Origin of the sequence: Flavobacterium lacus (assembly GCF_003268815.1) — a bacterium.
In the GTDB taxonomy this organism is placed as follows: domain Bacteria; phylum Bacteroidota; class Bacteroidia; order Flavobacteriales; family Flavobacteriaceae; genus Flavobacterium; species Flavobacterium lacus.
In genome coordinates this window covers 1-12,513 of the sequence record NZ_QLSV01000015.1, presented here as the reverse complement: position 1 = coordinate 12,513, position 12,513 = coordinate 1, and the positions used below count along the sequence as shown (strand labels likewise).

9 protein-coding genes and 1 pseudogene are annotated in these 12,513 nt (G+C 35.9%); 3 read left to right on the top strand and 7 right to left on the bottom strand.

The window, feature by feature from the left end:
• Position 1: 1 nt before the first annotated feature.
• Together B0I10_RS13335 and rbfA are read right to left on the bottom strand one after the other, a co-directional pair.
• Positions 2 to 1,201: an ABC transporter permease gene (locus tag B0I10_RS13335; RefSeq protein WP_112087009.1), complete on the bottom strand. Its 1,200-nt coding sequence runs from the start codon at positions 1,199 to 1,201 to the stop codon at positions 2 to 4.
• A 1-nt stretch (position 1,202) separates the two neighbouring features.
• Positions 1,203 to 1,595: a 30S ribosome-binding factor RbfA gene (gene rbfA, locus B0I10_RS13330; RefSeq protein WP_112087008.1), complete on the bottom strand. Its 393-nt coding sequence runs from the start codon at positions 1,593 to 1,595 to the stop codon at positions 1,203 to 1,205.
• 134 nt (positions 1,596 to 1,729) lie between these two features.
• Here rbfA and B0I10_RS13325 point away from each other — a divergent pair, with 134 nt between their 5' ends.
• On the top strand, positions 1,730 to 2,875 hold the full coding sequence (locus B0I10_RS13325) for a cystathionine gamma-synthase (protein WP_112087007.1): 1,146 nt from the start codon (positions 1,730 to 1,732) through the stop codon (positions 2,873 to 2,875).
• A gap of 358 nt (positions 2,876 to 3,233) precedes the next feature.
• On the opposite strand, the gene B0I10_RS13320 is transcribed toward B0I10_RS13325, so the two are convergent.
• Positions 3,234 to 4,022 (bottom strand): THC0290_0291 family protein, encoded by a 789-nt coding sequence (locus tag B0I10_RS13320; protein WP_112087083.1) that lies wholly within the window; start codon positions 4,020 to 4,022, stop codon positions 3,234 to 3,236.
• 264 nt (positions 4,023 to 4,286) lie between these two features.
• On the opposite strand from B0I10_RS13320, the gene gdhA reads away from it, so the two are divergent.
• Both gdhA and porZ read left to right on the top strand, forming a co-directional pair.
• Positions 4,287 to 5,630: an NADP-specific glutamate dehydrogenase gene (gene gdhA / locus B0I10_RS13315; protein ID WP_112087006.1), complete on the top strand. Its 1,344-nt coding sequence runs from the start codon at positions 4,287 to 4,289 to the stop codon at positions 5,628 to 5,630.
• Positions 5,631 to 5,752: 122 nt separating this feature from the next.
• Complete coding sequence (gene porZ, locus B0I10_RS13310; protein ID WP_112087005.1) at positions 5,753 to 8,047, top strand: type IX secretion system anionic LPS delivery protein PorZ; 2,295 nt, start codon at positions 5,753 to 5,755, stop codon at positions 8,045 to 8,047.
• A 265-nt stretch (positions 8,048 to 8,312) separates the two neighbouring features.
• Here the strand turns inward: porZ and B0I10_RS13305 are convergent, their stop codons facing one another.
• The 4 genes and pseudogenes from B0I10_RS13305 to B0I10_RS15875 all read right to left on the bottom strand — a co-directional run.
• Positions 8,313 to 9,914: an ice-binding family protein gene (locus tag B0I10_RS13305; RefSeq protein WP_112087004.1), complete on the bottom strand. Its 1,602-nt coding sequence runs from the start codon at positions 9,912 to 9,914 to the stop codon at positions 8,313 to 8,315.
• Positions 9,915 to 10,094: 180 nt separating this feature from the next.
• On the bottom strand, positions 10,095 to 10,490 hold the full coding sequence (locus B0I10_RS13300) for a putative periplasmic lipoprotein (RefSeq protein WP_112087003.1): 396 nt from the start codon (positions 10,488 to 10,490) through the stop codon (positions 10,095 to 10,097).
• 100 nt (positions 10,491 to 10,590) lie between these two features.
• The gene (locus B0I10_RS13295) at positions 10,591 to 11,592 is read right to left on the bottom strand and encodes a helix-turn-helix transcriptional regulator (protein ID WP_112087002.1); all 1,002 of its coding nucleotides are present in this window, start codon (positions 11,590 to 11,592) and stop codon (positions 10,591 to 10,593) included.
• A gap of 442 nt (positions 11,593 to 12,034) precedes the next feature.
• Positions 12,035 to 12,247, bottom strand: a pseudogene (locus B0I10_RS15875) (GIY-YIG nuclease family protein); the annotation flags it as partial.
• Positions 12,248 to 12,513: the final 266 nt, after the last annotated feature.

The following is a 12,513-nucleotide window of genomic DNA, read 5'->3' as shown; positions in this document are numbered from 1 at the left end:
CTTATTCCAACAGTTTTTTGTTTACTCTACTACTTGCAATCCACGAAGCTAAAAAGCCTAAAACAGCAATAGTAGCAATCACAATCAATATATTTGTAAAGGAAAAGCGAACGGGATAAGCCATACTTTGGTTAATCATGATAAAACCAAAATGTTGTTGAAGTAGGGTAAAAACAATCCCAAAAAACAGACCAATCAAGCAACCTAAAAAGCAAATTAAAAATCCTTGAAAAAGGAAAATTTTTCTTAAATCGTCTATTTCAGCACCTAAATTAAATAAGGTTTTTAAATTTGATTTCTTTTCGATAATAATCATAATCAAAGCCCCAACTAAGGTGAACAATGTCACAGTGATGACCAACGAAAAAATTAAATACAAAACCAAATTTTCGGTATTCAACATTTTATAAAGCGATTCATTCAGTTGAGCTCTGTTTTTGATGACGACATTATTCTCCAGAATTTTTTCTAACGAAGAAATAACGTCCGACTCATTGGCATTGGGGTTAAGTTTAAACTCAATGCCTGAAATTTGATTGGATTTGTAAACCAATAATTCTTGCACGATGCTTAAATCGGCAAAAACATATTTTTGATTCAAATCTTCATTGATAAAATAAAATCCCACAGGAACCAAAACGGAACGATTAAATGCTCCATCCGGCGAATCAATTGTCCCTTTTCCGGGTTTGGGAACAAAGGTTTCAAACACATTCACTAAATCAAATAAACCCATGGAGAGTTTCTGACTGATGCCGTGACCAACCACAACTTCTTCTGAGTCTTCTTGAATCCACTGACCTTGAAAAATAGTTTTTTCTACTTGATTTACTTGATTAAAATTTTTATCAACCCCTTTAATATTGGCTAATAAGTCTTTCCCGTTGAAAGTAAAAAGGGCTCTTTCTTCAATGATTTTACTAAAATGAGCAACACCTTCGAGTTTATTGATTTCTGCTTCTTGTTGCGGACTGAAAAAAATGGTTTTTCCGGTTTTGGCAACCGCTTTTAAATCCGGATCAAAATCATTTGAAAAAGATAAACTAAAATCTTTTAATCCACTGAAAACCGACATCACTACAAACAAAGCCATTGTTCCAACAATTATCCCTACGGAGGCAATGAGGGTAATAATGTTTATAGCAGAGTTTTTACTACCGCTAAACAAATAACGTTTGGCTATGTAAAGCGGAAATTTCACGTTAAAACTTCTTTCTTTTTTCTAGAAGATTTGGATTTTCAATCGGATTTTCATCGCCAGTGAGGGCTTTGTCTATTTTTTCGATATAATCTAATGAGTCATCAATGTAGAAGGATAAGTTGGGAACTTTTCGTAATTGGAGTTTCACACGTTGCGATAAATCGTGTTTTATTAAAGGGGTATTCGATTTTATTGCGGCTAAAATTTCAGGCCCTTTATCCGTCGGGAAAACACTTAAATATACTTTAGCAATTGATAAATCGGTTGTAACCGAAACTTTTGAAACGGAAATAATCAAGTTAGTGATTCCGTTTTTACGCACTTCTCCTTGCAAAATATCAACCAAATCATTTTGCAAAACGGTTCCTATTTTCTTTTGTCTGTTTGTTTCCATGATGCAAAAGTACAGATTTTTGTGAGTATTTGAATTTTAAATGGTTTCACTTCCATTTTATTTATCGAATCTTTAGCAATAAGTTAGAAAATTTATAAAAATCATCTTCTTATCTTTGCATAAATAAATAAATTATGAAGTTCAATACCAAAGTTATACATGGTGGTCAACACCATGACCCGAGTACAGGAGCAGTGATGCCTCCGGTTTATAATACCTCAACTTTTGCACAAAAAAGTCCGGGTGTTCCTATCAATCATTACGAATACAGCAGAGCTGCCAATCCAACACGTCAAGCCTTGGAAGATGCATTGGCCAGTATCGAAAATGGTGTTCGTGGTTTAGCCTTTGCTTCCGGTTTAGCAGCAACGGATTCGGTTTTAAAATTGCTTAAACCTGGTGATGAAGTCATTGCAATGGACGATTTGTATGGCGGAACTTATCGAATGTTTTCCAGAATATATCAAGATTTTGGTATTAAATTCCATTTTGTGGATATGAATAATTTGGAAAAATTTCAAGCGTTGATTAATGCTAATACAAAATTAGTTTGGGTTGAAACACCGACTAATCCGTTGATGAAATTAGCCGATATTGCTGCGATTGCTAAAATTACGAATGAAAAGAAAATTTTATTTGCAGTAGATAACACATTTGCCACACCATATCTTCAAAAACCATTGGATTTAGGGGCGGATATTGTCATGCATTCGGCAACCAAATATTTAGGAGGACATTCGGATGTAATAGCCGGTGCTTTGATTGTAAAAGATGCTGCATTAGGCGAAAAACTACACTTTGCACAATTTGCAACCGGAGGAACATTAGGACCACAAGACAGTTATATGGTGTTGAGAGGAATCAAAACCTTACACCTAAGAGTGCAAAGACATTGTGAAAACGGAATGAGAGTAGCCGAATTTTTAAGTAACCATTCCGAAGTAGAAAAGGTATTCTACCCCGGTTTACCGGATCACCCGTTTCATGCAATTGCTAAAAAACAAATGCTAGGCGGTTTTGGAGGAATGGTTTCCTTTACCTTCAAATCAGGTAAAAAAGCAGATTCTATCTCTTTCTTAGAAAAATTAAAAGTATTCACTTTAGCAGAATCATTGGGCGGTGTTGAATCGTTGGCTAATCATCCGGCGTTGATGACGCATGCATCAATTCCGGAAGAAAAACGCAAAGAAATTGGGATTTCAGATGACTTAGTTCGGTTGAGCGTTGGTGTTGAAGACATTGATGATTTACTAGCCGATATTGAACAGGCTTTCAGATAAAAACAAAAATCCCGTCAGCAAAAAGGTGACGGGATTTCTTATTATATTGTAATTAAAATTAATTTATAAATATTAAAGAGAAGGAATGATATTGCAATAAAGAGAAATATGATATGAACTATAACTTTTCTATTATTTAATGGCTTTGCTCTCAGTAATAAAATTATTTCTTGAAAACTATTGATAATATAAGCTAACGTAAGTAATAAAATAAAAGAATAAGCAAAGAAGCTTGAATAGTCCATACATCAATAGGTTTGAAATATGTCATTAGTTTATACAATTTAGAAAAATCAAATCGTACTATAATTCATTAGAAAAATGAACTTCTATTGTGCGAATTTTTTTTGTAGTGTGATTAATCTAAATAATAAATATAACCTACATTTAACCAAACTAACCAGTCATTCGCTTTGTTTTCGGTATATACATCCGGATTTGGATTTAAACCATCCACCCAGTTGGAAAAATAATATTGCCAACGCAAATCAATCATTAAATCAGAAAGTACGGTCAATTTATAGCGTGTTCCAACACTCGCCACAACAGACCAAACTGTTCCGGCTTCGTTTGTAACACCATCAATGTATTTTATTGGAGTAACTTCTAATAAATCTCCTAGACCAGGGCCTAATGTAGAGTAAGCTTCTGGATTGTAGTAACTAAATTGAGCACCTAAACTAATAAAAGGAGCTAGTTTGCCCGGTGTTGCAGAAAATTCTCTAATACTTAATGGAAAATATTCTAATTGCATACCGATATTTGTCACAGAAGTACTTCCTTTCATTCCTCTTAGCTGTTGAGCAAAAACAGAGGTTCTACTATCGTCAACCCATTTTCCAAAATGTTCAAGATTTGTTTTGTTATAAGAAAGCTCACTTCTTAGCTTAAAGTGGTCATTAAAATAAGTTGGCGTTGCATAACAATTACAGTCAGCTCTATAGGAGAAATTCATGTAATGAATAATACCGATACCAAAACCAGTATTACCTAGGTTTGTTTCGCCATCTCCACGAACTCCGTAATCGGATTGAAAAGCAACTGGGCCAACAATCGCACCAATTTCATGTGAAAAACCAAATTGTGCTTTTACTGAGTTAGAAAAGCCAAATAATAGCAATAAGGTAATTATAAGGTATTTGGGCATTTGCATATTTTTTAAAATCAATTCTCGACAAATATATAAAAACATAATTCACTTGTAAAATAAAATGAAAAAATACTTGTATATATACGAAAAAAACTAAAATTTGTTTTAAATGTTATGATTAAGTGCGGATTTTATCGTGATTTCTTAACAAAAAAATAATTCTACTGAGAATATAAAAAAAATTATACCCATATTTTAATAAAATGTATATTTGTCGCAACAAACGAAAACGTTTTCATAAACGTTATTAAACTAATAATCATGACAGAAAGTATTCACTCTTTTGTTGAAGCTGTAGCTAAAAAAAATCCAAACGAACCTGAATTTTTACAGGCGGTGAAGGAAGTTGCCGAAACGGTTATTCCTTTTATTGAGCAAAATAAAAAATACCAAAATCAAATGCTCTTAGAGCGTATGGTTGAACCGGAGCGAGTAATCATATTTCGTGTAACATGGATTGATGATGCCGGAAAAACACAAGTTAATCGCGGATATAGAATCCAGATGAATTCTGCGATTGGTCCTTACAAAGGCGGAATACGTTTTCATCCTTCAGTAAATTTAAGTATTTTAAAATTCTTGGCTTTTGAGCAAACATTCAAAAATAGTTTAACTACGTTGCCAATGGGCGGCGGAAAAGGAGGCTCTGATTTTGATCCGAAAGGAAAATCAGATATTGAAATCATGCGTTTTTGCCAAAGTTTCATGACAGAATTAGCTAAACACATTGGTGCAGATACCGACGTTCCGGCTGGAGATATTGGCGTTGGCGGAAGAGAAGTGGGTTATATGTTTGGTCAATACAAACGATTAAGAAACGAATTTACCGGTGTTTTAACCGGAAAAGGAATTTCATTTGGAGGCTCTTTAATTCGTCCGGAAGCAACAGGTTACGGCAATGTTTACTTTGCTCAAAGTATGTTAAATACCAAAGGTGATAGTTTTAAAGGAAAAATTGTAACCGTTTCAGGATCAGGAAACGTAGCTCAATATGCAGCCGAAAAAGCTACCGAGTTAGGCGGAATTGTAGTAACACTTTCAGATTCTTCAGGCTTTATTTATGATGCAGACGGAATTGATGCTGAAAAATTAGCGCACGTAATGCACATCAAAAATGAACAAAGAGCCAGAATCAGTGAGTATGTGAAAAAGTATCCTAACGCAAAATTTGTTGAAGGAAAACGTCCATGGGAAGTAAAATGTGCTATTGCTTTACCTTGTGCAACTCAAAATGAGTTAAATGAAGAAGAAGCAAAAACATTAATTGCAAATGGATGTATATGTGTTTCGGAAGGAGCAAACATGCCATCAACTTCAGAAGCCGTTGAAGCTTTTTTAAAAGCAAAAATATTATTTGCACCGGGGAAAGCATCTAATGCGGGAGGTGTAGCTACATCAGGTTTAGAAATGTCTCAAAATTCATTGCGGTTAAGTTGGACTGCAGAAGAAGTAGACGAACGTTTAAAAGCAATTATGGCCAACATCCACGAATCATGTGTAAAATATGGTTCAGATGCAAACGGCTATGTTGATTACGTAAAAGGAGCAAACGTTGCTGGTTTCGTAAAAGTAGCCGATGCCATGTTAGGTCAAGGAGTGGTATAACACCATGCTTCATTCAATACAAATTGGAAGCTGTCTGAAAAAGACAGCTTTTTTTATTCCCAATATATTAAAAGAAGGATTCTATCGTTTTACCTATATTTGTCTGTCAATTTGAATTACTAATGAAGAATTTTTTTTGGATAACAGTTTTTTTAATCGCTCCGTTTGCGACGATTTCACAAAACCTTTTGTGGCAAGGTTATTTTTCATATAACGAAGTACGCGATCTATCAGAGTCTGAAAATCGTTTGTTTGCCGCATGTGAAACCGCTTTGTTTTCTAAAAATCGTTCCACAAACGACATCAAAACGTTTAATACGGTTGATGGTCTTTCGGGCGAAACAATCTCAACTATCTATCACAGTGAACAGTTAAACCGAACCTTTGTAGGTCACGATAATGGCTTGTTGATTATGATTAATGAAGCCACGGAAGAAATTACCTTATTAGTTGGAATTCGCGATCAAACTGGCGGAATTCCTCCTAATAAAAAGAAAATCAATCATATTTATGAGCATAATTCAAAATTATACATTTCTTGTGATTTTGCTTTGGTTGAATTCAAATTAAACGATTTTACTTTTGGAGATACATTTTATAACAGTCCAACCGGTGCTCAAGCAGAAGTTCTAGAAACAACTGTTTTGAACGAAGAAATTTATGCGGTTACTTTAAATCACGGAATTCGTAAAGCACCATTGTCAAATCCAAACTTGGTTAATTTTAATAATTGGGTAACCTTTGATGGCGGATTTTGGAGAGGAATCGTCTCGTTTAATAATCAACTTGTCGCCATTAATTCCAATAATGTTATTTATAGGTTTATCGGAGCTACTCCTTCCCCTGTTTTAAATGTAGGTCAACCTTTTCTGGATTTAAGAAGTAGAGGCGATAAACTAATAGCCACTGCGGCCACAAGAGTTGTTGTGATGAATGAATCGTTTAGTCAAATTGTGACAATTCAAAGCACATCAGTTCCGGATTTAACATCAAATTTTACATCAGCTACTATTATTAGCAATTCCATTTATATTGGTACATTTGAAAATGGTGTGATTGAAACCTCACTAACCAATCCAACTTCTTTTGAAGTTTTACTTCCGCAAGGGCCCAATAAAAACAATATTTTTTCATTAACTGTAACGCCATCCGGTACTTTATGGGCAACTTATGGAGATTATACCCAATTTAATAATCCCTATCCGTTAGATGAGTTTGGCTTGAGTAAATTAGCACAAGAACAATGGCTTAATATCCCGTACAGTGAATTGTTAGAGGCCAAATCAATTGTTCGTGTGACGGTTAGTCCAACCAATGAAAATATTGTTTATGCAAGTTCGTACTTTTCTGGTTTATTAAAACTAGAAAATGATGTGGCTACAACAATTTACAATGTGTCAAACAGTGGACTACAATCGTTAGTTATTCCCGGAAACCCTTCCTATGGTCCGGATATTCGTATTGAACAAACTGCTTTTGATAAAAACGGTAATCTTTGGGCATCAAATGGATTAATCGCCAACATGCTAAAGGTGTTGAGAGCAAATGGGCAATGGCAATCGTATGACGTGAGTGATGTTTTGGGCGGATTTACCAGTAATAATAGAATGTCAATTGACAAAAACAACACCAAATGGCTCTGTACGTTAGACGAGGGTTTAATTGCCTTTAACGAAAATTTCAATAATCGTTTAATCAAAATTACGGAAGGTCAAAACAACGGAAATTTGCCCTCCTCAGCTGTTCAATGTGCGGTTGTGGATAATAGAAATCAATTATGGATTGGCACCCGAAGAGGGTTGAGAATCTTACCTTCGGTAGATCGGTTTTTAAGCGAGGAGCAACTTACAACCAATTCCATTATCATTTTGGATGACGGCTTGGCTCAAGAGCTTTTGTTTGGCCAATTTATTACCGATATCGCCGTTGACGGTGCAAACAATAAGTGGATTGGAACAGCAGATGCCGGCGTATTCCAGTTTTCTGCAAATGGACAACAGACTTTACAACGATTTACTACGGTGAATTCACCTTTGCCAAGTAACGTAATCAACGACATCGAAATAAACGGAACCACAGGAGAGGTGTTTATTGCCACCGCCAAAGGAATGGTGTCTTTCAAAGGAACCTCCACTAAACCCAACGACAACCTGCAAGACGTGTATGTTTATCCTAATCCTGTCCGGCCCGGTTTTCAAGGAACCGTAAAAATTTCGGGACTCACTAGCAAAGCCAATGTAAAAATCACCGACATTGAAGGAAACCTTGTTTATGAAGAAATCTCCGAAGGCGGTACCATTGAGTGGGACACCACCGCATTTGGCAAATACAAAGTAGCTTCTGGGGTGTATATGATCTTTATATCTACGGATGATGCGTTGGATACTACAGTGAAGAAGGTGATGGTGGTGCGGTAGGACCTTTGATGCTGCTTTGACTTCGTTGGGAGTTTGTTATTTTATTACTATTTATTTCTATCTTGGGAGAGTGGTGGTAGTCTGTTACTATTGATGTTTTTTTCATACATTATCCATACATTATCTATACATTATCTATACAATATCTATGCTTTATCTGGGTATAGGTTGTAGGTTTGACTCGTCCTAAAATAACTATACAGGTTATTAAAGCAAAAAACCCTGCCGAAAGACAGGGTTTTATCAATGAATTAATAATTTGTATTTATTTAGCAATTAATTTACCTGTTTGAATAGATCCTTCTTTACCTTGTAGTTGGTAGTAATACATTCCAGATGAAAGATTGGTTTCTATCACAGTATTGTTTTGTGTCAGGGCTGTTTTCACCACCATTGCTCCTAAGCTGTTGTATATGGTTAATTCTACTCCTTCTGTGTTGAACTCATTTAATGAAACAGTAATTGAATCCGTAAAAGGATTCGGATAGAATTGAGCCATTGGTTTTGCGATTGTGTTTGAAGATGTGCTTAACGCTTCGCATCCGGGAGTCATTACGGCATTAATGCCAAATGTTGTTATACCGCCACTTGTGCTCAGAACACGGCCTTCAATTTGTACACCTAAATTTAGAATAACTGCGCCATTGTTTCCTATCACAGTTCCTTTAAAGTTTGCATAATCATTCAAACTGGTAGCCCCATCAATTTTCCAGAATACGTTTTTGGCTTGTGTACCATTGATTAATTCCACTGTTGCATAGGTTCCGGTTGATAAAGCACCGTTGATTTTGATTACAAAAACCGCATCGGGATTGTCTTGACCGTTTAAAATTACTGTACCAGTTAACACTGTAGCAGCATTCATCAAGTAGGTATGCGGTGTTAAGACAAGATCTTGCCCAAAAGCAGCAGGATAAAGTAATTCGATATCTACAGGAAGAGTATTTAAATACGTGTAAACATTATTTAAATCAGCGGCGCATTGTGCGGTTGACACATCCGGGTTTGGGTGTATTGTTCCGGTTACATTTTCTGCTTGAAAACCACTTGTGAGACCAACGTTTGTTCCGATGTCACCCGTTACAAATGAAATTCCTGTATTTGTCACTTCACCATTTCCTGAAAACACAGTATAACATGCTACTGAATTAAGTGGTGGGGCAATAGGACCCGTTAGTTCCGGAATTCCGCAACCCAACGGTGTCGTTACGGTTACACCTGCTACCGTTACCGCACCTGTGGTTGAAAGAGCACGGCCTTCTAATTGAACGCCACTGTTTAAGATGATGGCAGCATTGTTTGCTACGATAGTTCCTTTCATGTCTGTGTTTGTGGCGAGATCAACCAGCCCTTCAATTTTCCAGAACACATTACAGGCCAGAGCACCGTTTGTCAGTGCAACTTGTGCACCGGCAGCAGAAGAGAATGATCCTTGTACTTGAAAAATAAAAACAGCATTTTCATCACCCTGTGCGTCTAACGTAAGCGTATTGTTTAATGAAGCACTTTGATTGATGAAATAAGTTCCTTCATTCAGTGTTTCTCCATTACCTAATAATGGAGCGGGAAAGAAGTTTGGCACAGCGGCATTTAATTGGTTATAAGCAAGCGTAAGATCTGCTGCTGCTAAAGCCGTTGTTCCGTTTGCGTTGTGCATTACACCATCTACATTACCAAAGTTGTTATTTGGGCCATTGTTCGTACCGACATTTCCTGTTAGGTGCGAAAGCCCTGTATTGCTCACTGCACCATTGGTTGAAAAGAGTGCAAAAGAAGAGGATGTTCCGAGCACGGGAGCTTGCGCATTTGATTGTAAAGTAGCACCTAGTAGGCTTACTGATGTTACTAAAAGTAGTAGTTTCTTCATAATTATTTGGGGGGTTTTTGTTACTAATTGTTGCCAACTTTTTTACTGTTTACTTTGTAAAATTGGTCTTGGACTTTGTAGACTTTTCTTTGAACTACACACGACTGTCTTCACATGGAATCCGCATGCCTAACGTTGTAGTTTCTTTTTTTTTATTGAATTAAAAAATAGTTTATCAGACTAGAATTTACTTCTGGTTATTTCAGTTCCTGCAGGATAATTTAAATTTCCTTCTTCTTCCGCCGTGATGAAAATTTCTTTAGCATTAAACGGCGTAACCGTTTTCAAAACTGCTTTTTTGGCGTTTTTGTTACTGAGTTGGCCAATGTTTTTTGTCATTCCGTCATCGGTAATGATCCAAACACTGTAGTTGTTTTTTGGTGGATTCAATCTGCTCGCTTCGGCCATATTTGTTGCCGTTACTTCAATCAAGTAATTATTATTTTTGTCTTGTTTTTTCGTAACGATAATATCAGCTGCCGGAACACTTGATGAAATTGGCAGAGTGACTTTGGACGAACAAGCCGTTAAAAGGAAAAATGATAAGATAAAGGATGCTAATTTGAGGGTTTTCATTTTTGTTGCAATTTAATTTCTTGTGTAAAATTATAATTATCAACTCAAGTACCACTAACCCTTGCTCAGGTAAATCTGTTTGAGACAGCAATAAACCGTTTTAAGAAGATTTATAACTACTGGGTGCTATTCCGAAGCGTTCTTTGAATCGTACTGAGAACATCGATGTACTTTTGTACCCACAACTCATAGCGGTTTCTTTGATGCTTAGGTTTCCCTCATCCAGCAATATTTTTGCTTTATTTAAACGTTCGAATCGTAGAATTTCTGAAAAAGTTTTGCCGTATATTTTTTTAAAACCTTGTTTTATTTTTGTTTCATTTGTGCCAACTTCTTTCGCCAAGACAGCTAAGGTAATCGGTTTGTTGAAGTTGTTGTGAATGTATTCTTTGGCTTTTTTTAGTAATTCGAAGTCGATTTTTTTAAAAATTTTATCATCATATCCAAACTTTTGTTCGTTGTTATATTGTTCTGTGTGGAGCCACAAAAGTTCTAAGGCTTTGGATTCTATGAAAAAACGTTTCGTAATTCCTGTTTTTGAAGTGGTGATGATGTCTGAAATAGATTCTGAAATCGCATAGGAATAGTTACTCTGAAAAATGAAATATTCCTCATTTTCATTTTTTTTACTCCCTGTATTTGTTTCTTTTGAAAATTCAAAAAAGTCACTTTTTAAATCAATGGCATATCGTTTTATGTCTACTTGTAAAAAAAAGGCTTCTATGTTATTTTGCGTAGGTAAAGTGATGCGTTGGTTATTCATTCCTTTTACACCAACGATCGATGAAAAGCTGTTGTTTAAGCGATACCGAATACTAGGTGATAGCATATGAACGACAACTCCGTTTTTAACAATTAAAAACCTCAAATGATTTGTGCCATCTTCTGCAATTTCTAATTCTAATGGTTGTTGTAAGTCGCCTTTGATCGCAGTAAAATTAAACCCATTTCCGAACTGAAAACTTTCAACGGAGAGCGTTATTTTATTTTTTGAAATTATTGTTTTGTATTCGTAACCGTTTTTTTTAAAACTAGTTTTAAACTTTAGATTTAACGTTTTGTGTAAATTTTCAAGCGTTCCGTTTTCAATGTTAATTAGCATTCGTTTTCAGGTATTTTAATTCAATTACATTTCGCAAAGCTTGCTGATTATGGTTACTATCCCACTATTTTTCAACTATCTATTACAATTTAAACAAAGGTATGTAGTATCAATAGTAAAAAATAGTATGGTTACTAAAAATTTTTCATTTGGAAGGGACGGGAAGGGGATGGGAGCGATGCGGTTGGGATTTGGCGAATTTAGCCTCACCCCGACCGGTCTCCATCCGCCTTCGGACGGGACAAGAAGGAAAGGGGAGACGAAACGGAAACCGGGCGTTGTGGTAATGTGTCAATTGCGCAATGTGACAATGGAGTTATTAAAGCGATGCTTCGTGCCTCAGCATGAGAAGATTGGGGGTTGGACTCTGCCGCTGACTCGAACCAATTTTGATAGTTACTTGTTTAGGTATTTATCCATCTAATTAACAGTCAGATGTGGCTTAGTACTTACCTAGCAGTTTTTTTGTAATCTCAGGATATCTCGCAAGATTTTCGATATAAACCTTACTCTTCATAGCCTTGATATGTTTTTCAATGCCTATAGCTTGCTTTTTAGAAGTACATTCTAACGAAAAGAACAGTGTCCAATCGTCTGCTTTATAGGTAAATTTTCTAGCTTGTGTGTCATGGAGATGGAAGTCTAGTCTCAAGTCTAGATTAGTAGTTTAACCAATATAAAACCGGTTTAGTTTTTGGGAGTGGAGGATGTAAACGATGTGCATGGCGGATAAATTTAAAATAAAAATTGACACTTTCGTGCTAGACTTTCTGCTTTTCCTCTTCGGCTCGAACCAATCCCGATAGCTGTCGGGACTCAGATTAACTGTATCGTCCTAAAAAAAGTTTACAGTTTTTAATTAAATCCTAGTATTGGTTTACGGTTCATTTTTAATCCTGTAATTGGTTTACAATTATAGTG

Excerpts from the sequence above, each read along its gene's own strand:
- gdhA (WP_112087006.1), top strand. The coding sequence starts at position 4,287 with ATGACAGAAAGTATTCACTCTTTTGTTGAAGCTGTAGCTAAAAAAAAT.
- B0I10_RS13325 (WP_112087007.1), top strand. The coding sequence starts at position 1,730 with ATGAAGTTCAATACCAAAGTTATACATGGTGGTCAACACCATGACCCG.
- porZ (WP_112087005.1), top strand. The coding sequence starts at position 5,753 with ATGAAGAATTTTTTTTGGATAACAGTTTTTTTAATCGCTCCGTTTGCG.
- B0I10_RS13320 (WP_112087083.1), bottom strand. The coding sequence starts at position 4,022 with ATGCCCAAATACCTTATAATTACCTTATTGCTATTATTTGGCTTTTCT.
- rbfA (WP_112087008.1), bottom strand. The coding sequence starts at position 1,595 with ATGGAAACAAACAGACAAAAGAAAATAGGAACCGTTTTGCAAAATGAT.
- B0I10_RS13305 (WP_112087004.1), bottom strand. The coding sequence starts at position 9,914 with ATGAAGAAACTACTACTTTTAGTAACATCAGTAAGCCTACTAGGTGCT.
- B0I10_RS13300 (WP_112087003.1), bottom strand. The coding sequence starts at position 10,490 with ATGAAAACCCTCAAATTAGCATCCTTTATCTTATCATTTTTCCTTTTA.
- B0I10_RS13295 (WP_112087002.1), bottom strand. The coding sequence starts at position 11,592 with ATGCTAATTAACATTGAAAACGGAACGCTTGAAAATTTACACAAAACG.